Origin of the sequence: Pseudomonas nunensis (assembly GCF_024296925.1) — a bacterium.
In the GTDB taxonomy this organism is placed as follows: domain Bacteria; phylum Pseudomonadota; class Gammaproteobacteria; order Pseudomonadales; family Pseudomonadaceae; genus Aquipseudomonas; species Aquipseudomonas nunensis.
The window spans coordinates 2998045-3022314 of sequence record NZ_CP101125.1; the positions used below are offsets into that span (position 1 = coordinate 2998045).

The window sequence follows — 24270 nt, forward strand, 5'->3', positions numbered from 1 at the left end:
GGGCACACATCACTTCGGACATGACTGAGGCTCCGGCAAGTGCAGCGGGATCTTGATCGGGTATTCCGGGCTGCCGTAGGCGTAGCAGGAAGTGGTGACTTGGAGCTCATCGCAGGGCAGGAAATGCACGGTGAGGCCGCAGACTTTTTGGCCGGTGTAGTCCGGGACGGGGACTACTTTGCTGTGCTGGCGTTTTTGGGCTTTTATCGTTTTTTCCCATGCTAAAAACTTTGGCCAGTCACCTGTGCCTGGAAAATCCTCGGAACTACCTGCGCCCGTTTCCCAATCAACACGCACCGTCATCCCCGGCTGCCAGCGCGATGGCGCGACGTAACAGCAACCTCCGCCGCCGCCCTGGTACGGACCGATGATGTCGATCCCCGAGCGTCCATCGACACTGAAGCGGTTGATCGCCCAGTGGGTGTGATTGATCGCTTCAAGCGTGCTCGCCTGGGCGCTCTGCACGAACGCTGCTCCCACCAAAGTGCAGAGGGCCGCTATCAGCACGCGACACGTAATGGGAGTGAACATGGAGTTGACTCCTGAAGCAGGTCGTCGAACAACAGGATCAGCCCCGCGCATCGTTCACCTTGCCGAGCTGGGCGTAATAGGCGTCCCAGTGCGCTTCGATGGCTTGCTGGGCCTCCGCCAAACGCTGCGCATCCATGACTGGAGGCCGTGCCGCCACGACCGGCCCAGACACGGGCAGTGGCGTGCCCGCGGCGAGCAGCATCGCTCGGGTTTCATGGTTCAGCGCCAGCTCCCGTCTGCTGGCCTCGCCGAAGAACACCATGCGTTCCCGGAAATAGCTGCCCATCGGCTCCCGCCCGAATCTGTAAAGAAACCACGCGCGGGAGTCGTGGACCTGCTCGTCAAACAACGCGCGCAACAACCCTACCGGTTGCGTGGCATTGGCGGTTTCGTCGACGGGGCCGCGGGTCTTGTCGTCGGGATAATTACTGTAACCGGGCGGCGGTGGAAACAGCTGGGCTACCCTGGCCTGGCCTGCTGCTTTCATCTGCCGACACTCGACGCGGGCGTCGGCGGTAATAATGCGCAAGACCACCACGGGCGGCGGGTGTGCCGGTAGCATCCGGCTCAGGTTGGAGGCCAGATGATCGGGGTCGCGGTAGGCCGCCGCGAACTCCTCGGCGGCTTCGCGCAGTTGGGTTTGCGCCATATCGGCATCGAAATCCTTGACCCCGGGTTTCAGCGGGGTTTTCGGTACGCGGCCCTCGCGTTCGATGGCCAGTTGCTCTCGACGACTTTTTTCGACCGCTTTCTGTGCTTTGTCGCGTGTGTCCTTGGCTTGCTGACGTGCATCTTTATCGGCCTGGGTATCGGTCGCTTGGCGATAGAATGCGGTCTGCTTCAGGCTGGCAAAGGCATAGCGGTCAATGCGCCAGGCGGTGATCCAGCCCAACTGCGCACGCACGGCGTGTTCCAGCGTGGTGGTGGATGGCAGGGGTTGGTAGCGCTCGATCTGTTCAGAGGATAGCGGTTGCGAAACGGGGGGCAGGCCTAGCGTTGTCTGGCGCCAGGCGTTAAATCGAGTAGCCAAAGTTGGCGCAGCAATGAACTCCAAAACGACTTCCGGCGCCATTACCCGCCAAAGCTCATGCTGCAATCCGATCGGTAAAGTATTTTTCGGGACCTTCAACGGTGCACCGTGTGCGAAGGCGTCGGCATACAAATCATTCAAAGAAATTTGCGAAAGTAACAAGTGATCGTTTTCGCCGTTGGCCTTCCCCTGATCCCCCGGCGGATACCCCCCACCCAGATCCGAGTGCACCCCTGGATAGATCACTTCCACGCTGTTCACTGGGTAACTGCCGCTCTCGCGCCGAATCGACTCCAGCGGAAAACACAGCCGCTGCTCAAAGCTCGCCGCCAGATGCAGGCAACGCTTGACCAACCCGCCACCGGGCAATTCCTGATTACCATCGGCCCAGGCCATATGGCCGTCCGCCCCTGGCAGAATATCGGCGATGCCCACCGAAGCCACGGTATCCAGCAGGCCCAGATATTCCACGCTCAGCGGAATTTCCAGATCGTCCAGCTTCAGGAATGGCCGGTACCGCATCAGCTCGTTCAACCAGCTCACAAAGGCTCTCGCCGCTGCCGCGCCACGGGAAAACCCATAGACGTACAGCTTGATGCCCAACAGTTTCGAGGTACCGGGGTTGGGTTGTGCAAGCGCGAGGCGCAATGGTTTTTCGATGGCCTTGAGTTGCTTGCGAAACTCAACGCTACGGTTCGACCGCCCCACGGCCCACTCCGTCCCCAACACAGTGCCCATGGCCTCGACCGCCGCCTTCAGGCTCGCGTTGTCCAGCCTCGGCAGACCCAACGTACGCCGCAGGGCGTCGATGAGCATCAGCAGGCCCCAGTTGATCCGCTCTTCGCCGAACCAGGCGCCAGCCAGCCCGCTAATGGTGTAATCCAGGTCGCCTACCTCCGCAAATGGCGTGCCGACGCCGGGCATGTAGTACTTGAAGTACTGGCCATTGCCGGTGCCTGCCGCATCAGTCAAACGTGACGCTCCTTCGCTGTGCGTGGTACCACCGGCATGCCCGTCACCGACCGTGGCGCGAAACAGCCGGGCGATATTGGTCGGGTGCGGCGTATCGGATTGATACAAGTCGTTGTTCAGGTTATTGCCGGTGCCGTCGAAGAACAGGCTGATGTGCACGGTCTTGCAGCACGGTGGCATGACCCGGTAACCGGTGGCCAGGCACAGGGCATCGTGGTAGCCGCGCTCCTGCTCGCACTGGCGCAGGATATTTTGCTGAACCTGCGCGGCGCGGCGCGGCAGACGCCCTTCCAGTGGAAACGGCGGCGGGAGCCAGACGCTGGCGTGTTTTATTGCAGACATGACTGAGGCTCCGGCAGGTGCAGCGGGGTTTTGATCGGGTATTCCGGGCTACCGTAGGCGTAGCAGGAAGTGCTGACCTGGAGCTCATCGCAGGGCAGGAAATGCACGGTGAGGCCGCAGACTTTTTGGCCGGTGTAGTCCGGGACGGGGACTACTTTGCTGTGTTTTTCGGTTAGCGCATCATTTTTTTTCACCCACTCCAGATACTTGGGTCTATCGGCGAAACCAGGGAAATCATCTGGATAAGCCACTCCTGCTTCCCAATCAACACGCACCGTCATCCCCGGCTGCCAGCGCGATGGCGCGACGTAACAGCAACCTCCGCCGCCGCCCTGGTACGGACCGATGATGTCGATCCCCGAGCGTCCATCGACACTGAAGCGGTTGATCGCCCAGTGGGTGTGATTGATCGCTTCAAGCGTGCTCGCCTGGGCGCTTTGCACGAGCAAGACTCCAGCAAAAGCACCAAGCAGCGCGATGCGACACCTGCCGTCCGTGGATATGGGCATAACGTTCATTTCCTGTCTTCGCTGGGGTGAGTCGCGCAGAAGTGATGTAACTTGTCGCGGGTGTAGGCTTCACGCTGAGGCATGAGTAGTAACTCGGCCTGGGTAGCGTCGAGCATTCCGGCGTAGCACGCCTGAAAGCGTTGTTCGGCACTCCATTCAGACGGCAATGCATCGGCAAGGCTTACCATCGCCGCTGTGGCATCACTGGCGCAGGACAGCGTTTCCAGCTGACTGTCGCTCAGCTCGATGGCTATGAAATCGCCGGGCCACTCGGGCGTATCAGGAGCCCCTAAAAGCCGTTGCGGAAGACCGTCACGATCCAGCCAGCTCCAGAAAACCGCTGGATGTAAAAACCGTTGCTGCTGTTCGGGGTCAAGCACATGACTGAACAGCAACGGGAAGAGACGCGGGTCGTAATAACGCAACAACCCCAGATACCCGCCATTACGCGCTTCCAGGCAACGACCAAGGTGTTCAGCCAAGGCCTCGAAAGGCCAGTGCGAAGCCAGCACCAGCAATTGTGAGCGACCATCCAACGCTTGCGCCAAACCCAACAGCCACAGCCGTTGCAGGGGCTGCGCCAGATCGACACGCACGAGCAACGGCGCCAGCTCTTCGGCACCGGCCTCCGGCAAACCGGTAAATAACGAGTGCCAGGACAATGCAGGCTCGACACTGAGAACACTGGGAAGCAACGGCAAATCCATGCCGGCCTGATCAATGATGATATCCAGGCAGTTGACGGACACTTGTGCGCAGGAAACTTCCAACAGCTCGATCCAGGCACCACGAGTAATAGCGCTCATGCTTGCGCGCCCCTGGGTACGAAACCCTGAGCGGCCGTTTGGGCCTTCTTCAGACACTCCTTGCACACCGAACCGGGCAATTCTGGTAGCGGGAATTCTTCACTGGTTCCAGGATTCAACCGATGCTGGCCCTTGATGCTGATCAACCCTGGTCCATGAATCTGGATCTCTCCCTGCGGCGTAAGACGGATATAGGCGCCACCACACCCCAGGGTGATGCCATTTTTGGCGGTCAATTGCAGATGGCCCTGTACGGACTGCACGGTGATGTCATGCTGGGCGATCAGATTCATCGCGTCGCCGTGGGATTCGATGTCCACGGGACCTTTGCCGGACACCAGCCGCATGCCTTCCTGTTGAGCCAGCAGGGAAATGGCCTGACTCGCGTGGATGGAAAGGCGTTGGGCGGCGGCCAGGTTGATCTCATCGTCGCTTTGCACATACAGCGCCTCGCCGCTTTTCAGCAGCAGGCTGGCGGGCGTCACCGCGCCGATGCCCTTTGGCGCGCTGAGCAGGATGGCGGCGGCGCTCAGGTCTTTGGCGTTGTCCTGAAACTGTTGCAAGCCGTGTATAGCCGGCTGGCGACTGCGGTGAGCCGGGGCGATGTTTTGCCAATCAGCGATTTGCTGTTTTGCACATTCGATCTGATGGGTAACCGGCGCCATGGCGAGCACATCACCCAAAGACTTGGCCTGGGCATCAGCACTGATGAACACCCCCTTTGCGCCACGAATCGCGCCCCAACCATCCGTGCGCAGCTCAAACCCCTCCCCTCGCTTCTTACGCTCGGCATCCACCAAATGCCCCAGATTCAACTGGCTCTTGCCACTGTGTTCGGTACTGAGCTTGACGTGCTCCTGCCCCCGCGTGTCGTCCATGCGCAGTTTGTTGTTGGCCGGGGTGCGCAGCACGTTGCGTTTGTCGTTGCGCAGGGTGACGTGGTCCGGGTGCTGGCTGTCGTGCAAAGCGTGGGCGATGTAGGGCCGGTCCGGGTCGCCTTGTTCGAAGGCAATCGCGACTTCGGTGCCGGGAATCAGCGGCAGGTGCAGGCCATGGGTGTCGCCGGCGTAGGGTCGGGCCAGGCGCAGCCAGAGGCTTTCTTCGCCGGGTTTCCAACGGTCGCGATCAAACAGGAATTTCACCCGATAGCGTCCTTCCAGATCGATATGGGCGTAAGGGTCGTTCGTCTGAGAGCTGGTGACGCGGGCTGGGACGGTGCCGGCGATTTGTGGCGTGGGCGGCACGATTGGACGAAAGCACACGGTTTCTGAGTAAGGCATGGCCTGGAGATTGGCTTCGAAGCTGCGATCGCGGGCGGCCCGTGTGGTCAGACCGGTGATCACCGCCCCCGGCGTGAAAGCCTTTGGCGCGCCGCCGGAAATCTTCAGCACTTGGCCTGGCGTCAGGATGGCGCTGCTGCTGACGCCGCTCAGCTGCGTCTGATCGTTGAGGTAGCGCTCATGCCGCAGGCGCGCAAAGAAATAACCGCTTTCGCTTTGCAGGTCTTCGTCCTGATCCTGGGCGTCGCCGAGCACGCGGTACGGTTCGGCGTAGTGGTAGGCCTCGCCGTAAGTCGTCGTCGCGCCCCGACTCTGGTCGATCGCCCCGCTCAGGTGGGCGCTGGCGTCACGGTGCTGGTAGGCGCGAAAATGCACCTGCTGCTCGACCACCCGGTGGTTCGATTGCAATTGCCATACGCTGTCCTCGCCGCTGCTGCTCAGTCCGGACAGCGGGCGATACGGCAGCTCGACGTTGAACTGATACTGGCGTTGATCGTCGCAAAACTCGACGACATCGATGTACAGGCGCTCGTCGCTGGTGAAGCGATACCAGATACCGACCTCGGCCAACAGGCGGGCGATAAAGGTCAGGTCGCTTTCACCGTATTGCATGACCTGTTCACGCTTGGGGTACTCACGCACCAGACGGAAGAGGAAGTCCTGGCCTTCAAAACCGTGACGGCTGCGCAGGATGCTTTCGACGATCTGCGGCACCGACTGATGCTGGTAGATACGGAATTGTTGGCCGCGATCGAGCAGTGCCAGACGCGGTTGCAGAGTGATTTCATAACAGGCTTCGTCGTTGGAACCGGACAGGCGCTTGAAGCCGGTGACGACGCCATGCAACGTGCGCAGGGGCTTGACCTCGGGCGTCTTCAACCCAACGAGCGGCATTTTTTGCGGTGCTGCGTGCAGGCTGAAACTGGCGTCTTGACCCAGCAGGTTGTCGGCGGGCAGGTCACGCTCGGTGCAGGTGAATTCCACGCGATAAATGAAGGGTTTACTCAACCGCTCTTCGCCTTCAAACGCCAGGACATCAAGCCGCGCATCGACGTTGCGCACACCCAGGGTATGCCGGCTGTGGTCGAAGAACGTCTGCAATCCGTTCAACATACTCATGCCTCCACCGCGACGGGCTGAGCCGTGTGCTGGGCGTCTGTGAAATGCAGGCTGATCCCCTCGTCGGCGCAGTAGCCCAGGCGCACACCTTGGGTGCGCTGATGCGCCGCCCGACGCTCAAGCAATTGTTGGCTGAGGACTGGCAGGATCTGCTCATTGAGCAGGCTATCGATGTTGCGCGCCCCCGAGTCGGGCAACAGGCAGGCTTCAACCAAAGCAGCGTTCAGCGCGTCGTCAATCTGGCAATCCAGGCCGTAATTGCGCTGCAGGCGCTTGGCGACCTGAGCGAGTTTGATCGCGACGATGCGCGAGAGAGCGTCGGCTTGCAGGGGGCGATAGATCAGCGTTTGGAAGCGTGCCAGCAACGCCGGTTGGAAGTGTTCGCGCAGGATCGGCCGCAGCAGTTCGTGCAGCACGCTGTCCGGTGCGTCAGGTTGATCCTGCAAACAGCTTTGCAACAGGTCACTGCCGAGGTTGGAAGTCATGAGAATGACGGTATTGCGAAAATCGATCTCGCGCCCTTCCCCATCACGCATAAAACCGCGATCAAAGACTTGATAGAACAGATTGAGGACGTCGCTGTGAGCCTTTTCCACTTCGTCGAGCAGCACAACACTGTAGGGGCGTTGACGCACGGCTTCGGTCAGCACGCCGCCCTGGCCATAGCCGACATATCCGGGCGGTGAGCCTTTGAGTTGGCTAACGGTGTGGGCTTCCTGATACTCGGAAAAGTTGAGGGTGATCAGCGATTTTTCGCCACCAAACAGGCTGTTGGCCAGGGCCAAGGCTGTTTCGGTTTTACCGACACCGCTGGTACCGACCAGTAAGAACACGCCCAGCGGCGCTTTGTCATCGGTGAGCCCGGTTTTGGCTGCACGCAGGCGCTGAGCCAGTGCGCTTAGAGCGGACGCCTGTCCAATGACGCGCTCCCCTAATTGCTGCTCCAGTGTCAGCAAATTGGCCTGTTCGTCCTTGAGCAAACTGCCCAGCGGCACACCGGTCCAGTCAGCAATCACTTCGGCCACACTACGTGCGTTAACCTCCAACGACAGCAACGGTTGATGACCCTGTATATGATCCAGCCGTCGTTGCAATTGAGCACAGGTATCGCGCTGCGGTGGTTGCGCCTCGCGTGCATCGAGCAATTGCTGGCTCAGGTCGAGTTCGTGCCGGTATTGCCGCACTAAATCGATTTGCTGACGCTGCAGTTCAACGATTTGCGCCGCGATCATCGCCAGACGTCCGTCAGCGCTGCTGCCACTGAGCGCCTGATCTTCTTCCAATGCCTGCCGCTCCAACCCCAGGGAGATCTGTCGGGCTTTCAGGCGGACCAACGCCTGCGGTTCGCAGTCCAGACTCATACGAACTCGTGCACTGGCTGTATCGAGTAAATCGACGGCTTTGTCTGGCAATTGACGGCCCGTAAGGTAGCGCCGCGATAGGCTGACAGCCGCCTGCACCGCTTGATCCTGAATATGAACACCATGATGGCTGGCGTAGCGCGCCTTCAGACCGCGCAACATCAGGCAGGCATTGTCGTCATCCGGCTCGTCAACCTTGACCATCTGGAAGCGCCGTTCCAAAGCCGCGTCACGCTCGAAATACTGCTTGTACTCGCCCCAAGTGGTAGCGGCGATGGTGCGCAACTCGCCACGTGCCAAGGCAGGCTTGAGCAAATTGGCCGCGTCAGCACCCCCGGCCTGGTTGCCTGCACCGATCAGGGTATGGGCCTCATCGATAAACAACAGCACCGGTTTTTCAGACTGCTGCACGGCGTTGATCACGTTTTTCAGGCGTTGTTCGAATTCGCCTTTGACACCGGCACCGGCCTGCAACAAGCCCAGGTCAAGGGTGCGCACACTGACTGACTTCAGACTGTCCGGCACCGCGCCTTGGGCAATACGCAATGCCAGTCCTTCAACCAGTGCGGTTTTGCCAACTCCTGGCTCGCCCACCAGGAGCGGATTATTCTTGCGCCGACGACTGAGGATATCGATGACCTGACGAATTTCGTCGTCACGGCCAAACACCGGGTCGATCTTGCCTTCCGCTGCCTTGGCGGTGAGATCCTGGGTGAATCTGTCCAGCACCGCCTGCAGCACATCATCCTTCGGGTCCCGGAATGGAAGCATGGCGAGCTCACCGGAAGGCTCAGCCGCACTGCCCAAAACGGCTGACGACTGCGCCTCGGGACGTTCTTCGGAGGTTTGATCCAGCAACACCGACAGACGCTGCAACTGAGCCTCACCGAGACTGAGCAATGGCCATGCGGCCTCACACACCAGCAAGCCGGGTGTCTCCATCAACGCGCTCAACAGGTGCGCAGAGCGCAGGCTCTCGTGGTTGTCATCCAGCGAGGCTCGCAACCAGGCATTTTTTATCAGTTGCTGCAGCGAATCCGACAGTTGCGGCTTGCTCTGCACACTGCGTGGCAGACGATCGAGGTGCTCGATCAGTCCGTGCCACAGCGTCTCCAGGTCCCACTCGTAACGGCGCGCGATTACGGTCAGATCACCTTCACCCTGCCCCAGCAACTTGAGTAACCAGTGCTCAATGGTGATCTGTGCGTGCGCGCGGTTCTGGCACAGCGAGGCGGCTGCACTCAACGCTTGGGCGCAGTAAGGGTTGAGGCGGCGAAGCAGGCGCGTGGAGTTCTGGGCCATGCGGTTACATCCTTGTTCTGGGATCTGGGTGTGTCGTCGATAAAGCCAGTCGCGGGTCGAAACGCGATGTGTTTGGCTGAACGCCCGCGAACGGACGTTCAACCCAACACACCGGGAATCAGCAGGCGAACGCTCGCCTGCTGCCGATGCGCATCAAGCGCTTTGGCGCTCGCTCCAGGCGTCGGAGTGGATGATGTTGCCGTCCTTGTAGGTCCAGGTGACCTTCTCGTAGCGCAACTCAATCTGCTCAAGATGGTTGTGCTTTTCCTTGCTCGGATCTTTGACGTCGTGCATTTTCGGCGCGACTTTCACCACCTTGACGTTTTCCAGTCTGGTGACGAAGTACTCGACTTCCTGCCCCGCGTCATCGATGCGATACCACTTGAACTCGGCGCTCCTGAGGGTCTGGCCAGTGGTCACCGCTTTGTAGAGGTATGGACTGGATGCGTCGATTTCCTTGGAAAACAGAAAGGGCGTGTGAACCCGCGTACCGGTCAACTTGCCGGTGTTGTTGTCGGTGGGGATGTACAGGCTGTGGTCCTGGGCGACTACTTCGATGCTGCCTTCGCGCTTTTGCACGTCCACCGAACCTTTGATGGCCGCACCGCCGTCGTCTTGCAGCCAGAGATAAACGGGAATTGCCATGTGAAGCTCCTTTTCTCGAAGTTAAATGTCGCTGGATGCGACAGGAGGTTGCCTGTCCGGCCCAGCGGTCGGGAGCGCACAGGCCCCGACCTCCGGCACCAGACGGATATCAACGCGGCGATTGGTTGCACGCCCCGCTTCGGTGTCATTGCTGGCGATCGGCTGGGTGGCGCCGAAGCCCTGTACCGCAAAGCAACTGTCGGGAATGCCGCCCATGTGCTGCATCCAGTCATGCACGGCGCTGGCTCGGGCGTGGGACAACCGAAGGTTTTTCTCGGCGTCTCCGCTGGCATCGGTATGCCCCGCGATAACAATCAGCCAGCCAGGCTGTGCCTTGATATCGGTCAGCGCACTGATCAGGACTTTGGTGGAGTCAGGCTTAAGTTGGGCGCTGCCGACAGCGAACAGCGACAGACTGTCCAGTCGCACGGGGCTGGCTACCCGCGAGGGCAGTGCCTCCGGAGGCTCTACATGGTTGGCCAGCACCGTCAATAACGGTGCGCGCAGGCGCTCGCCGCGATACAGGCCGAAACCGAACGCCAGGGGTTCACCGTGGCGGTAATAAGCGTCCAGACGCTGGGCGTCCTGACGAAGAACAGTCACGGCATCTTCACGCCAACCAAACTCGCGCTGTTCGCGATGGATGGGGTGCGGGATGGCGGCATAACGGCGTAAATCGTCACTGATCTGGCGTACCAACAGCGTGTTCTGCCACGCCGAACTGGCGACCGCGACGACACCCGCCATCGCGAACAACCACAATGCAGCGACGCTTGCGCGCAGTACCGGGGAGCGCTGCGCACGGAGCGGGAGCACGTTGAGTAAAGGGTCCGGGAACGGCAAGAGTGCGTCTGGAACGAACTGCCGGTTGTCAGCCAGCGCTACTTTGCTGCGCAACCATTGCTGCCACAGGCTCCCCTTCACGGCATGGGGCAACGCCGGTACCAGCTTGACGGCGCAGACCGTGGCCACACCATGGGCGCTGCGAGCGTTGCGAATAGAGAGGTGTGGCAACACCGCGTCTTGCAGCCAGGCCACAACACCGTTCAGTTGAATGCTGGCGTGCATCCGATCGGCTTGTGCGCAGGAATCAGAGGTTTGCCGCAGCCACTCAGCCAAACTGACACAAGCACCCGCATCACGCACACGGGCGTTGGCCTGGCCATTGTCCCAACTGAACCACGGCTCTGCGCCCTGCAAAGTTTGCAGGTAACTCACCAGCATCAGCGGCAGGTCGATTCCGCGTTTGCGTGCCATGGCCATTTGATGACGGAAGGCTCGTACATGACCGGCGAGTACAGCATCGTCGCTGTGCGCGCCCGGGTTGACCATAAACATCACGCCGAGCTGGCCGCCCCAGCCAGGACGCAACGCCAGGATGCCATCGGTGACGACCGCCAGTTGCTTCACGCTCGGCACCCGCACATAGCAACCGTGCGCGGTCACACGCAGGCCAATCCGGTCTTCGGGAATCGTACCGAAGAGTCCATCCAGACCATCGCCACAGGTCAGTACGACCGGCTGACGAAATGACGCCACAGGCAAGGTCATGGGATCGACCAGCCTGACCGATCCACGTTGATGCGCTGCCTGGCGGCTCGCTAAAGCACAGCCCAGCACAACACCGCACAGCGTGGTCAGCCCCACGATGGCGCGAATCCAGGCCGTGAGCGGAATAATGGCCAGCAAGGCGAAGGTCAGTGCGCCGGCCCACAGCCAAAGTGCTCTTTTCAGTGTGAGAGTCATCGGGGCCTCACACCTGATCCGGCAAGAGCGAGGCGATCGCACCGCTCAACAGATGATCCGTCGCCCACCATGTCGCCGCAAACAACACAACCACTGCCAGCACATGGATCAAAGGTGATCGCAACCAAGCCAGACCTGCAAACAGGTCGCCAGCACCGACTTGGGTTATCAGGTCTCGACCGACCTTAAGCGGTGCCACTTGTGCGTTGAGAGCCTCCAACAATTGCTCACGCTCGGGGTCGGCCAGATCACTGTAACGACCGCGAAAACCCAACATCAGTACCCGCTGAAATGCCGTGAGCACCTGGTGATCCGGCGCGGGTTCGCGCAAGACGTCGCGCATATCCTCATACAGAAATTCACCCGCCTGATGGCGGTTGAAAAACTTGGCCTGCAACGGTTTGCTGGCCCAGTCCCCGTGCGCGTCACCTTTGGCGCAGGTCAGCACAACCTCGTCGAGCAACGCGCATTGCGCATGGCTGATGTGATCGATACTGCGCTGATTCAGGCCCGCCAGCTTAAGCTGCTGCCGCACTTGGTCCACCTGTTCCACGCAAAACTGCGACAGGTTCAAGTCGTGCCGCACCGAGGCGCCCTGGCGTAACTCAACCACTAACAGGTAGGTGTCCTGCAACAGCGCATCGATATGCACGGCCGCTGCGGATTGTTCTTTGGAAGCGGTGAGGTTCATGAGCGCAGCACCGCAAACAGTTCAAGCTTCACGTCGAGCAAGGTGCTTGGAACGTAGAAAGCGAAGACCCCCGCGTCCAGCACTGCTAGCCCCTTGGAATGACCGAGATCAAGCGCGAAGTATTGATTTTCCAGACGCAGCGGAATCGCCGCCGGCACATGGCTGAGGGACTGCAGCGGGACACCGTCGAGTGCTGCGTTGATCAAGTAGTCGACATCGTCCGGCGTGCCGATCTTGCACAAGCGCGGGAACTGATCCTGCAACTGCGCAGCCGGCAGACGGCAGCGCACCGACAGATAGAAATCGGCACCCTCACGCTCGCGCAAGCGAGGGTCATTCAGTGTGACCTGCCAGCGATTGGCCCCACGCTCCTCCAGTGCCAAGGCAATGACCCGCGACGGTAGACTGGCTTCCAGCAACAGAGAAATGGTCTGCATCAGTGGCGGGAACACCGCCTCCAATGTCTCGTGCCGGTACTTTGGCACTTTGTCGATGTCGTGCTCCAAAGAGAACGTCAGCAAGCTGCCCGCCAACTTGATCAACTCTTGGTAGACCTGCTCGGGGTGCCGCTCGGGAAACTCCCGCAGGTTCGCCAACACGGGCTGATAGGTATTCAAGGCATTGAGCAACCAGAACAGCGACACATCGGCCACGGCAAAATCGGCCATGCGCTGATTGCTCTCCCGGCGCATTCCCATGAGCCTCTGGCGTTTGGTGGATAGCTGCGTCAACAGGTTATCTAACTGATTCACCACCCCGGGATGTGCAGCGAAACTCAGCAGCGGCGGCACATAGGCCGGGTCGAGGCTCCAGGCGCCCTGCCCGTCCCGTACCAGACGCGCGACAGGGCATGTCACGTAATCCGCGTTGTCGTCATGCTGCCAACGCAGGCTTAGCGCATGCTCCAACACGCCGATCGATTGGACTTCGTCCGCGTAAATGTCCTGGACTTCGCGCCACGACTGACGATAGCGCGTCGGCCGATCGGCTCTCCCCCCGTCAAACAGGCAGTTGTTGCCGTTGGCCTGCTCCAGAGGCAAGGCCAAGTGCACTGTCACATCCTGACCAACGTCTGCCAGCAGTTGCGCCAGTTCCAAGGCGGAAGGCAGGCGATCCACCTGTTCGGTGTCGACCCACGTGCCGTCGGGCATTCGCAGACGCAGTTGAGTCGCCTTGAGTTTGCCCAGCCGCAATGCCTCCAGGTCAAACCCTAAGGCCTGGACACCCCAAGGGTGCGCCAGGGTCAGATGAGCGAGCTGTTCGTTGGCCCAGGCCTCCCAACGCGCCTGCTGCTGGAATTGCTGCGGAGACAGCAACGCCCCGGCGGCCCATAGAGGACGATCGATCTTCATGGCATCGTTTCCCTACGACTAATCAGGCTTTTGCCTTGGGCATCTGCGAAACCAGCGACAGGTTCACGTCCATTCCCTCGACCTGGAAGTGCGGCACGGCGTACAACTTGACGCGAAAGAAACCGGGGTTGTCTTCAATGTCTTCGACCGTCACCTTTGCATCCCGCAGCGGGTGTGAGGCCTGCAAGTCATCGCCCGGATCAGTCATTTCGGTGACCAGCCCGCCAATCCATTTGTTCAGCTCCAGTTCCAGCAAACGACGGTCCTTGGTCGTGCCTATATTTTCACGCTGGATCAGCTTCAGGTAATGGGCGATGCGTGAGAGCAGAAAGATGTAAGGCAGGCGTGCGTTGATTCGACTGTTGGCAGTGGCGTCGGCCGTGTCGTAGAGCGCCGGTTTCTGAGCGGAGTTGGCCGAGAAGAAACACGCGTAGTCGCGATTTTTGTAGTACGAGATAGGAATGAAACCGAGGTTGGCGAATTCGAACTCGCGCGTTTCCGGGATCATCACTTCGGAGGGGATTTTGACCTGATTGCCAGTGCCCAGGTCATACAAATGGATCGGCAACTCGGTGACGGCGCCACCCGACTGCGGCCCACGAATCTGCACACACCAGCCATTGGCGATGAAGCTCTTGACCATGTTGGCAGCGAAGGCAAACGACGCATTGGTCCACAGGTATTTGTCATGGTCCGGCCCCTTAACGCTTTCAATGTAATTGAAGCTGCGCACGGGAGCAGTGTCAGGCCCATAGGGCAAGCGGCCCAAGACCCGTGGCATGGTCAGACCGATGTAACGTGCATCGTCACTGTCACGGAATGCCTTCCACTTGATGTATTCGGCGCGATCAAAGTAGTTACCGATGTCCTTGATCGCAGCCACCTCCTCCATGGACTCTTTGCCAAAGAACGCCGGACCTACGGAACCGATAAATGGCATATGGGCGGCTGCGGACACCTTCGAAATATTGCGCAGGAGCGCTATATCCTGCGGGCTGCGGTCGAATTCGAAGTTAGAAATAGCCGCCGCAATTGGCTCGCCACCGGGGGTGTCGTAATCCTGTGTGTAGGTATGAAGATACAAGCCACTCTGGGCGATCTCCGGCGCATCCTCGAAGTCCTGCACCAGATGATCCTTGCTGATATCCAACAGCTCTATACGCACGTTCTGACGAAAATCCGTCTGATCAATAAGGGATTTCACGCCGCGCCAGGTTGACTCGACTCTTTGAAAGTCCGGATGGTGCATGACCGCATCCAGTTGCCGGCTGATTTGCATATCCAATGAAGCGATATGCTCGTCCAGCAGGACTTTATCCAAGCGCTCGACCTTTTGCGGTGATTGCTTAAGCAGTTTCAACAACACACTAACGGCTGCTGTCACCCGTTCATCAGCCGAAACATCAGACAGCGCCTCAGAGTTCTGGAAAACCTCAATACCTACCAATTCATCAACCGGATTTAGATTGATTTTATTGAACAGGGCACCATAAACACTATTACGATCTTCAGACAATACTGTAGCGCCGCGCAATTGCACGCTGGAATTTTCTACGGACATGATTGAACTTCCCTTGATACTGCCGGTACGAATTAACGTTCTTCTTTAGAAGCCAAAGCAGCCAACTCGGCTCGCAACTCTTCACTGAGCGCGTCATCCTTGAGGATGCGTTCCAGCTCATGACGAAAGGTCACGTTGTCCAGCAGGTTCGATTTGAGATCGCGCAACAGATTGCGCATGGCCAACAAGGCACGTAGGTGCGGAATCTGCCGCGCCACCTGCTCGGGCTCAAAGTCCTTCATGCTCTGGAAACGCAGCTCGACAGAGGTTTCAGACACGTTGTCGGCCAAGGTGTTATTGACGGCGAGCTTCAGGCCTGGCGCGAACTCACCCAAGACGCTGTCAAAGTTGTTTTTATTGATATCGATCTTGTCTCGCTCAGAGAGCGAACGTTGTTCTCTCCCGTTACTGTAGTCGCCCAACACCATCAATTTTAGCGGCAACTCCACTTGTTTTTGAGCACCACCGGTATGCAGATCAAGTTTGATATTGACCCGTGCCTTAGGCACCTCATTTTGGAAACTGTTTGAAGTCATAACTCCCCTCCTTTGGCACTTCTGCAGCAGGATGTTATGCGGCAACACCTCCAACTGACACGTTAGAGAGTTCACCAACCGCAGCACGCGAGTTTAATTTTAGTTTAAAGACCATAAAACGCTTACAAAAAGCGCGCTCATGTCCTTCCGCATTAAAATGAATTATTCATGGAGTAGTTAAAATGATTTTTGTCTACCCAAAATCACGAAAGGGAAAATTCAACAGCGCTACGAGGATGTTTCTTACAGATCGGTATATTAACGATCAAACTATCTCACGGTTGAAGGAAGGTTTACCTGGTCACGCTTAGAAAGGTCGTCGTGGGTAATGCCTTTGATAGGGCAATCGCCCAAGGTTGGCAGGGCGTCTTTTTAAATATGTTGAGGATTTGCGAAAGTGTGTCTTGGCGACCTTCTTTCAGGCCCTGACGGCGGAAGTCGATCCAGAGGTTGTACACCGCCCCAGTAGAAGCGAAACAGCCGGTGCTTCCCCCCTCCCGCCGTCACCATCAATGACAGACCATCATCGCCAAGCGGTGCGGGATTTATTGATCATGACAATTCATTTTAGTGCTGGGGTAGCGCTTACATTGCGCTTGGCTTTCAAATATCAGGCACAAAAAAAAGCGCCACTCAATGAGTGGCGCTTTTTCTGTATTTGGAGCGGGAAACGAGACTCGAACTCGCGACCCCGACCTTGGCAAGGTCGTGCTCTACCAACTGAGCTATTCCCGCGTCTTGGTGTGGCGCATTCTATAGAATCCAGAAGCCCCGTCAACCCCTTGATTCAAAAAAGTTTTATTTCTTTTCTACATCGGTCTTCAGATGCGGCCAGGCAGCCCGCAGATACTGGACCATAGACCACAATGTCAGGCCTGCCGATACCAGCAACAAGGCGTAACCCACCAACACCCAGAACGTGAAGTCCGACGGGTTGGCCAGCAGGATCACCAGCGCGAGCATTTGCGCGGCGGTTTTCCATTTGCCCAGGTTCGACACAGCAACGTGAGCGCGGGCGCCAAGTTCGGCCATCCACTCTCGCAACGCGGAGACGACGATCTCGCGACCAATAATGACCGCAGCCGGCAGCGTGAGCCACAGGTTGCCGTGTTCCTGCACCAGCAATACCAGCGCGACAGCGACCATCAACTTGTCGGCCACCGGATCGAGGAAGGCCCCGAACGGCGTGCTTTGTTCCAGACGGCGGGCCAGGTATCCATCGAGCCAGTCAGTGGCAGCGGCGAATGCAAAGACCGAACTGGAGGCCAGGTAGCTCCATTGGTAAGGCAGGTAGAACAGTAAAATAAAGATCGGGATGAGCAGGACGCGTAGAACGGTAATCAGATTAGGGATATTCATCGGCACAACTGGCTACGAGGTGAGTTGGCATTCTACTCGCTGTGCAGATTTGCATAAATCGACTCAGCGAGCTTTTTACTGATCCCGGGTGCTTTGGCGATCTCTTCGATGCTGGCACGAGACAGCTCCTGCAATCCACCAAAATGTTTCAACAAATCGCGCCGACGTGTCGGCCCTACCCCTGCGACGCCCTCAAGCGTGGACGTACGGCGGGTTTTGCCGCGCCGTGCCCGGTGCCCGGTAATGGCGAAACGGTGAGCTTCGTCGCGAATCTGCTGGATCAAATGCAGCGCGGGGGAATCACCGCGCAACGTGAATTCGTGTGCAGCGTCATTCAGGTACAGGGTTTCAAAACCGGCCTTGCGCGTAGCGCCCTTGGCCACGCCCAACAGAATCAGGTCGGGCACCGCCAGTTCATTGAGCACGTCCCGGGCCATCGAAAGCTGCCCTTTACCGCCGTCCACCAGCAAAATGTCCGGCAGCTTGCCCTCGCCGTCCTTCAACTTGCTGAAGCGTCGGGTCAGGGCCTGGTGCATGGCCGCGTAATCGTCACCGGGCGTCACGCCCTCGATGTTGTAGCGGCGGTAATCGGACTTGATCGGGCCTTCCGGACCGAACACCACGCAGGACGCCACGGTGGCTTCGCCGCTGGAATGACTGATGTCATAGCATTCCAGGCGCTGCGGCGGTTCATCCAGGTTCAAGACTTCGGCCAGCGCTTCGAAACGTGCCGCGACGTGCTGACGATTGGCCAGCCGCGCGCTTAATGCCTGCTCCGCATTGGTGACCGCCAACTGCTGCCAGCGTGCTCGCGTACCACGAACCCGATGGCTGATGGACAATTCGCGACCGCGAAGCTCGTCGATGGCGGTGATCAGCACCGGGAAATCGTCGTGAACCACGTTGACGATCAGCTCGCTCGGCAAGTCCCGTTCCGGACTGGTGATGTAGTACTGGCCCAAAAACGCGGCCATGACTTCGGAAACGTCTTCTTCAATCCCCACTTGCGGGAAGAAGTTCTTGCTGCCCAACACCCGGCCGCCACGCACGCTGATCAGGTGGACGCAGGCACCGCCCGGATTGACGAACGCAGCGATCACATCGATATCGCCTGTCCCGCCTTCCATGCTTTGCTGGTCCTGGACGCGGCGCAACAATGAAATCTGGTCGCGCAATTCAGCTGCACGCTCGAACTCGAGATTGATTGCCGCCTCTTCCATCCCGGCAGACAGCTCGTCCGTCAGCGCATTGCTGCGCCCCTCAAGGAACATCACCGAATGCCGCACGTCCTCGGCATACACTTGCGGCTCTACCAGCCCGACGCACGGCGCCTTGCACCGCTTGATCTGGTATTGCAGGCAGGGTCGCGTGCGGTTCTTGTAGTAGCTGTCTTCGCACTGACGAACAAAAAAGGTCTTTTGCAGCAGGCTCAGGCTCTCGCGGATGGCGCCCGCGCTTGGATACGGCCCGAAATACTTGCCCTTGGCCTTTTTCGCGCCGCGATGGATGCTCAGGCGTGGAAACTGGCCATCCGAGAGGAAAACATAAGGATAGGATTTATCGTCGCGCAGCAGAATGTTGTAGGGCGGACGCCATTCCTTGATCAGCGTCTGCTCAAGCAACAAGGCTTCGGTTTCGTTGGCCGTGATCGTGGTTTCGACCTGGGCGATACGCCCCACCAACGCCGCAGTCTTGGGCGCAAGACCGGTTTTGCGGAAGTAGCTTGCCAGGCGTTTCTTGAGATTCTTGGCCTTACCGACGTAAAGCAGGCGCGCGTCGCTGTCGAACATGCGATAGACGCCAGGGCGTCCGCTCACTGTCGACAGGAATGCACTCGGATCGAAGACTTCAGTCATTTTCAGAGATTGGCATCGACCATGCCGTGACGCACCGCCAACAGTGTCAGCTCGACATCGCTGCTGATCGAAAGCTTCTCGAAAATGCGGTAGCGGTAGGTATTCACGGTTTTCGGCGACAGGCAAAGTTTGTCGGAAATGATCTGGACCTTCTGACAGCCGACAATCATCAACGCGATCTGGATCTCGCGCTCCGACAATGCGTCGAAAGGCGAATCATTGGTTGGCTGGAATGACTTGATCGCCAGTTGCTGGGCAATTTGCGGGCTGATATAGCGTTGCCCGGCAAATACCAGGCGAATGGCCTGGACCATTTCCGGCAAACCTGCACCCTTGGTCAGGTAACCCGCAGCCCCGGCCTGCAACAGCCGTGTAGGAAACGGATCCTCCTCGCACACAGTGACCGCGACAACCTTGATGTCCGGATGACTGCGCAGCAATTTTCGCGTGGCCTCAAGACCGCCGATCCCGGGCATCTTGACGTCCATCAGAACCACATCGGGTTTCAACTCACGCGCCTTGAGCAGGGATTCCTCCCCTGACTCGGCCTGGCCGACTACTTGCAGGCCATCGATGTCAGCCAGCATTCGTGTAATGCCTGTACGAACGAGATCATGGTCATCGACTACTAGCACCCTAATCAAGCAGACACCTCGCGATATGGTCGTATTGGGTTGCCGACACCTTAGCAAAAAGCGACTGGCAGACCTAGCGGCAAGCGTCATATAAAAAGTTTCAATTCATCTTTCAAGGCTTGCCCCTTGCGTGTTTCAGCGCTGAGGGGTAGCAGTTTCACGCTGCATTCTCAGGAAACACTCGTCCTCGCCGACCACCTCCAGCCCCATGCGTCGATACAGCGCCTGCGCCGGATTATTTTTGAAGACAGTCAGGCGCAAGGCAGGTCGTCGTTCTGCGCGGGCCATGGCCAATACCTGATCGATCGCCCAGGAACCTGCGCCCTGTCGCTGAAATGCTTCGGTTACGTGCAGTTCGCGTATGTACAAGGCCCTGGCATCACGACTCAGGCTGCAATAACCCACCGGAACGTCGCTTTTCATAATCAGCCAGTTTTCCCGCCCCGCCCAAGCCACGTCGAAGGCTTCATCCAGCCATAACAGGTCGTACTGGATGTAATAACGCAGCATGTTTTGACAGGTCAGGCCCCGAGCAAAATCAAGATCCAGGGCTGTCGCCTGACGTAATTCGAAAACCATTCAACGCTCCGCAACGAAATTGGTTTTTAGCGAAGCGCCCAGTGTGTCATACCCCTTCATGCACTCAAGCGATAGGAAACGCCGTCGCCGCCCGATAGTATTTTCTGATTGAATCTGCCTACGTCCCTCTAGTAAGCTCGGCGCATTCATCGGAGACAGATCATGTTCAACGCCCTCTCACAGCTTCGTACCGTCAGCGCCCTGCGCTCGATGGCGGCTGCCCGGGCGAATGACGTTTGTGCTCCGGTCAGCTTTTATTTTGGGTATTGGTTTAGCCACTGGCGCGCCTGATACCCACACGGCGCCCACTTTAAACGGGTCGCCACCAGAGAATTCTCAACCCCCGGTCGGCCTCCCGACCGGGGGTTTTGTTTTTTCAGCCCCAGAATTTTTAGCGACACACCAGACAACTTGAGGATCCAGAAAATGAACTACGCCACTTATTACCGTCACGACAGTTTTACCGCCTGGCGATTTACCAGCCTCCGCTCGGGACAGCCTGCCGCCTCCGATCGGTCACCCACAGGTGGCAAGCACACACACGCAGCCAATCCGGCCAATTGTCGAACACCCCAGTAGGGCCGAGCACGCGGGAACGAACCCGCCGCCAGCCCAGGAAGAATGAATATGAACTCGTCCGTCTCTGCTTTGCCACTGTCCACCTTGATCCCGGCCAATGAAGCGCTGACCCTGCGCCTGCCCAGCTCATTGCAACTCAAACAGCAATTGCCACTCAGCACCGCCCTGACCCAGCAGGTCGCCAGCCACCGCCAAGCGGTACGCGCCATCCTGAACGGTGAAGACTCCCGTTTGCTGGTCATCGTCGGCCCGTGCTCCATTCACGATCCCCAGTCAGCCCTCGAATACGCCGCTAATCTCGCGCGCCTGGCCGCTGAGGTCAGCGATGAAATGCTCCTGGTGATGCGCGCCTACGTCGAAAAGCCCCGCACCACCGTCGGCTGGAAAGGTCTGGCCTACGATCCACAGCTCGATGGTAGCGACGACATGGCCGGTGGCCTGACCCTGTCTCGGGAACTGATGCGCGAAATGCTCCGCCTCGGCTTGCCGATTGCCACCGAACTGCTGCAACCGATGGCCGCCGGTTACTTCGATGACTTACTCAGTTGGGTCGCCATCGGTGCACGCACCACCGAGTCGCAGATCCACCGGGAAATGGCCAGCGGCCTGAACATGCCAGTGGGCTTCAAGAACGGCACCGATGGCGGCGTCACGGTTGCCAGTGATGCCATGCGCTCGGCAGCCCACCCGCACAGGCATTTCGGCGTCGATAGCCAGGGGCATCCTGCAATCATCCAGACACCGGGCAATCCCGATACCCACCTGGTATTGCGTGGAGGCCATCGCGGACCGAACTACGACCGCGATAGCGTTGCCCACATCAACCACGACCTGGCCAAACTGAAAATCCCGGCCCGGATCATGGTGGATTGCAGTCACGCCAACAGCGGTAAAGATCCATTGCGTCAGCCAGCCGTGTTCAACGACGTGCTCGAACAACGCCTGCAAGGCGATCGCTCACTGATCGGCATGATGATCGAAAGCCACCTCTTCGAAGGCTGCCAACCGTTGAGTTCGTCCCTGCAATACGGTGTATCGGTAACGGATGGCTGCCTCGGCTGGAGCGCGACCGAACAATTGCTGCGCCAGGCAGCAGACCGGCTTCGCACCCAGCAACTGGCATGACCAACGCCTCTTCCAGTCTTCAATCGAAGACTGGAAGGCCACGACGCGACTTACCCCTGCACCTGAACCAATGCCACATCTGACACTTGGCTCACATCGTCCAGTCGTTCAACCGAATAACTGACACGAACCGTCGAGCCCTGGTGCTCTCTCCAGAATCGGTAAGGCACGATAAACACCAGTGGCTCACCCGCCATCTCCCGGCAAATATCACGCTCATCCCGGTGGCTGAAGTGGACACCGTCACACCTCAGATACACCAACTCGCCCGCCTCGGTTCGGGCGTCGTCAATCACGACAGTAACCCCATCAATCGAGTCTTGCAGGTCCAGCCAGCCTTCCTCGGCCTCCAATATGATGGGGGCCACCAGCTGTGGTCGCTGCAGCGGCCCGATGGACAATCGCATCGGTTCTGAATAAAGCGGTGCCTGTCCATGCTGCTCAATGCAATAGGTGATCGTCACTGACGATCCAAGACCAGGGGCAATGAACTCGGGACTGACCCAAAATGAAAGCTCCTGCCCCACTGCAAAGGCTTCGATACTCAACCTGTCGTTGAAGCTCAATTGCGGGGTAACACCCTCCCAGACCAGTACTACACGGTCGCCAGCGGCCATCCGGGCGTAAGGCCGAATCGTAAGGCGCGCACCTTCAACCACCCGGTCCGGGTCGAGCGTACCGCCCACGGCATCATTCACAACCAGCGGCAACAAACCGGGGCGGGCATCGCCAACATTCAGCTGCAAATGCCGGGACTGCGCCGACTCGGGTAAACAACGGCTGGTCAGCGTGTAGTAGATCTCCAGTGAACCGCCATCCAGCGCGCCGATGTGTGCCCCGGCGACGGGAAAGACAACCTCTTTGTCTACCTGCCCCTGACTGACGAACTGAGAAACTTCGTGCCGATAGATCTGCCCCTCGGCATTGAGCCCCGACCAGTGCAGCACCAGCCTGTCTCCGCTCGCCATGCCTGGATAAGGCAAGACCGTGACCACGGCTTTTCTGCAGGCCGGATCGAGAACCGCGTTATCCGCCTCCGCTAACTGTGGGGCCGGCAGTGACAGCTTTCCTGCATTTACTTCATAGGTACCCATTCATCTACTCCATTCCTTGGAAATATCCGCCGCCCCGCAGGTCGGCATCGAACGAAGCCTATTTAAGCCGATCCCGCTGCTTGGCGATGTCAGGTGATCACTACAGGTGCCACGGACAAATGCGGCTTATGAAGTAGGCCTTTGGTGAGAATCACTCTTGACGGTATAAAAAGATGTCGAAATGTTCCGACATAGGCTTCAGCCAGATCGGAATTTTCAGACGTTTTCTATTCCGTTTTCCCCCGAAAACAGCGGCTTTTTCAGACATCACCGAGTGGCGGGAGTGTTTTAGAGTGGAGCCCGGCGCACATCCTCGAACTTCTGCGAAAAGGCACGAACATGCAACGGAATGCAACAACTCAACACCCAATCCTGTTGGTACACGGACTCTTTGGCTTCGACCGTATCGGCAAATATGAACTGTTCCATGATGTCAAGCAGGCCCTGAGAAGTCACGGGGCAAGAGTCTTCGTACCTCACCTGTCGGCTACCCACAGCAATGAGGTGCGCGGCGATCAGCTATTGACCCAGATCGAACGGGTACTGGAAGGCACCGGTGCGAGCCAGGTCAACCTGATCGGCCATAGCCAGGGCGCACTGGCCGCCCGCTACGCGGCTGCTGTCGGGCCACAATGGGTCGCATCGATTACCTCCGTCAGCGGCCCCAACCATGGCTCGGAACTGGCCGACTTCTTGCGCAAGGCCCTGACGCCGGGGCGTTTGCCGGAGCATGTAGCCAGAAAGGTCGCAACGCTGTTTGCTGATTTCCTGTCGCTGCTGAGCGGCAATCTTCACTTGCCGCAAAACGCAATTGCCGCACTCAACGCCCTGACCACCGAAGGCGTCGGCGCTTTCAACGACAAGTACCCGCAGGGCCTGCCGAAGACCTGGGGAGGCAAGGGTCGGGAAGTGGTCAATGGCGTACGCTATTACTCTTGGAGCGGGACTCTGCAAGGGACCATTCTTGACCAAGGGCTCGGGGCTCTCGACCCGACCCACGCCTTTTGCCGGGCTTTCTCCGAGTATTTCATTACCGAGGCCGGGCAAAACGACGGGTTGGTCGGCCGATACAGTTCCCACCTGGGCAAAGTGATCCGCTCCGACTATCCGATGGATCACATGGACAGCCTCAGCCAGACGACTGACCGCGGCAGCAAAGGGGTCAACCCGATTGATCTGTACGTCGAGCACGCCGAGCGTTTGAGAAACGTCGGCCTTTAAATCCTTCCTTTATACGGACCTGCCATTGCCCGCCCGGCT

20 protein-coding genes and 1 tRNA gene are annotated in these 24270 nt (G+C 58.7%); 3 read left to right on the plus strand and 18 right to left on the minus strand.

Features of this window, described 5'->3' with window-relative positions:
- Positions 1-9 precede the first annotated feature (9 nt).
- From NK667_RS12830 to NK667_RS12910, 17 genes are all read right to left on the minus strand, one after another.
- Positions 10-531: a Tli1a family immunity protein gene (locus NK667_RS12830; protein WP_152980948.1), complete on the minus strand. Its 522-nt coding sequence runs from the start codon at positions 529-531 to the stop codon at positions 10-12.
- A gap of 37 nt (positions 532-568) precedes the next feature.
- Positions 569-2875, minus strand: coding sequence for a T6SS phospholipase effector Tle1-like catalytic domain-containing protein (locus NK667_RS12835; protein ID WP_054614979.1), 2307 nt, complete (start codon positions 2873-2875; stop codon positions 569-571).
- The gene (locus NK667_RS12840; protein WP_083471320.1) at positions 2863-3393 is read right to left on the minus strand and encodes a Tli1a family immunity protein; all 531 of its coding nucleotides are present in this window, start codon (positions 3391-3393) and stop codon (positions 2863-2865) included. The genes NK667_RS12835 and NK667_RS12840 overlap by 13 nt, the downstream gene beginning before the upstream one ends.
- Positions 3390-4190: a toxin Tle1 chaperone Tla1 gene (locus NK667_RS12845; RefSeq protein ID WP_054614981.1), complete on the minus strand. Its 801-nt coding sequence runs from the start codon at positions 4188-4190 to the stop codon at positions 3390-3392. Before NK667_RS12845 ends, NK667_RS12840 begins: the two co-directional genes overlap by 4 nt.
- On the minus strand, positions 4187-6583 hold the full coding sequence (locus tag NK667_RS12850; protein ID WP_054614982.1) for a type VI secretion system Vgr family protein: 2397 nt from the start codon (positions 6581-6583) through the stop codon (positions 4187-4189). The genes NK667_RS12845 and NK667_RS12850 overlap by 4 nt, the downstream gene beginning before the upstream one ends.
- A 2-nt stretch (positions 6584-6585) precedes the next feature.
- Complete coding sequence (tssH, locus tag NK667_RS12855; protein ID WP_054614983.1) at positions 6586-9252, minus strand: type VI secretion system ATPase TssH; 2667 nt, start codon at positions 9250-9252, stop codon at positions 6586-6588.
- A gap of 153 nt (positions 9253-9405) precedes the next feature.
- Positions 9406-9897 (minus strand): Hcp family type VI secretion system effector, encoded by a 492-nt coding sequence (locus tag NK667_RS12860; protein WP_054614984.1) that lies wholly within the window; start codon positions 9895-9897, stop codon positions 9406-9408.
- 21 nt (positions 9898-9918) lie between these two features.
- The gene (locus NK667_RS12865; RefSeq protein ID WP_054614985.1) at positions 9919-11643 is read right to left on the minus strand and encodes an OmpA family protein; all 1725 of its coding nucleotides are present in this window, start codon (positions 11641-11643) and stop codon (positions 9919-9921) included.
- 7 nt (positions 11644-11650) lie between these two features.
- The gene (gene tssL / locus NK667_RS12870) at positions 11651-12334 is read right to left on the minus strand and encodes a type VI secretion system protein TssL, short form (RefSeq protein ID WP_054614986.1); all 684 of its coding nucleotides are present in this window, start codon (positions 12332-12334) and stop codon (positions 11651-11653) included.
- Entirely contained in the window at positions 12331-13686 is a 1356-nt protein-coding gene (gene tssK / locus NK667_RS12875) for a type VI secretion system baseplate subunit TssK (RefSeq protein ID WP_054614987.1), read from the minus strand. Before tssK ends, tssL begins: the two co-directional genes overlap by 4 nt.
- Positions 13687-13708: 22 nt before the next feature.
- The gene (tssC, locus tag NK667_RS12880) at positions 13709-15247 is read right to left on the minus strand and encodes a type VI secretion system contractile sheath large subunit (protein ID WP_054614988.1); all 1539 of its coding nucleotides are present in this window, start codon (positions 15245-15247) and stop codon (positions 13709-13711) included.
- Between the two features lie 32 nt (positions 15248-15279).
- Positions 15280-15783, minus strand: a complete 504-nt coding sequence (gene tssB, locus NK667_RS12885) for a type VI secretion system contractile sheath small subunit (RefSeq protein WP_054614989.1) — start codon at positions 15781-15783, stop codon at positions 15280-15282.
- A 659-nt stretch (positions 15784-16442) separates the two neighbouring features.
- Positions 16443-16518, minus strand: a tRNA-Gly gene (locus tag NK667_RS12890).
- A 63-nt stretch (positions 16519-16581) separates the two neighbouring features.
- On the minus strand, positions 16582-17142 hold the full coding sequence (gene pgsA / locus NK667_RS12895; RefSeq protein ID WP_054046593.1) for a CDP-diacylglycerol--glycerol-3-phosphate 3-phosphatidyltransferase: 561 nt from the start codon (positions 17140-17142) through the stop codon (positions 16582-16584).
- Positions 17143-17174: 32 nt separating this feature from the next.
- Positions 17175-18998 carry an excinuclease ABC subunit UvrC gene (uvrC, locus tag NK667_RS12900; protein WP_054046595.1) on the minus strand — a complete coding sequence of 608 codons (1824 nt, stop codon included), beginning with the start codon at positions 18996-18998 and terminating at the stop codon, positions 17175-17177.
- Between the two features lie 2 nt (positions 18999-19000).
- Positions 19001-19642 (minus strand): response regulator transcription factor GacA, encoded by a 642-nt coding sequence (gacA, locus tag NK667_RS12905; RefSeq protein WP_082356623.1) that lies wholly within the window; start codon positions 19640-19642, stop codon positions 19001-19003.
- Between the two features lie 126 nt (positions 19643-19768).
- Positions 19769-20212 carry a GNAT family N-acetyltransferase gene (locus NK667_RS12910; RefSeq protein ID WP_054614990.1) on the minus strand — a complete coding sequence of 148 codons (444 nt, stop codon included), beginning with the start codon at positions 20210-20212 and terminating at the stop codon, positions 19769-19771.
- A gap of 162 nt (positions 20213-20374) precedes the next feature.
- Here NK667_RS12910 and NK667_RS32555 point away from each other — a divergent pair, with 162 nt between their 5' ends.
- Both NK667_RS32555 and NK667_RS12915 read left to right on the plus strand, forming a co-directional pair.
- Entirely contained in the window at positions 20375-20503 is a 129-nt protein-coding gene (locus NK667_RS32555; protein ID WP_256207487.1) for a hypothetical protein, read from the plus strand.
- 336 nt (positions 20504-20839) lie between these two features.
- The gene (locus NK667_RS12915; RefSeq protein ID WP_054614991.1) at positions 20840-21916 is read left to right on the plus strand and encodes a 3-deoxy-7-phosphoheptulonate synthase; all 1077 of its coding nucleotides are present in this window, start codon (positions 20840-20842) and stop codon (positions 21914-21916) included.
- Positions 21917-21966: 50 nt separating this feature from the next.
- Here the strand turns inward: NK667_RS12915 and NK667_RS12920 are convergent, their stop codons facing one another.
- Positions 21967-23010 (minus strand): hypothetical protein, encoded by a 1044-nt coding sequence (locus NK667_RS12920; RefSeq protein ID WP_054614992.1) that lies wholly within the window; start codon positions 23008-23010, stop codon positions 21967-21969.
- A 339-nt stretch (positions 23011-23349) separates the two neighbouring features.
- Between NK667_RS12920 and NK667_RS12925 the strand changes: the two genes are divergently transcribed.
- On the plus strand, positions 23350-24231 hold the full coding sequence (locus tag NK667_RS12925) for an esterase/lipase family protein (RefSeq protein ID WP_054614993.1): 882 nt from the start codon (positions 23350-23352) through the stop codon (positions 24229-24231).
- Positions 24232-24270: the final 39 nt, after the last annotated feature.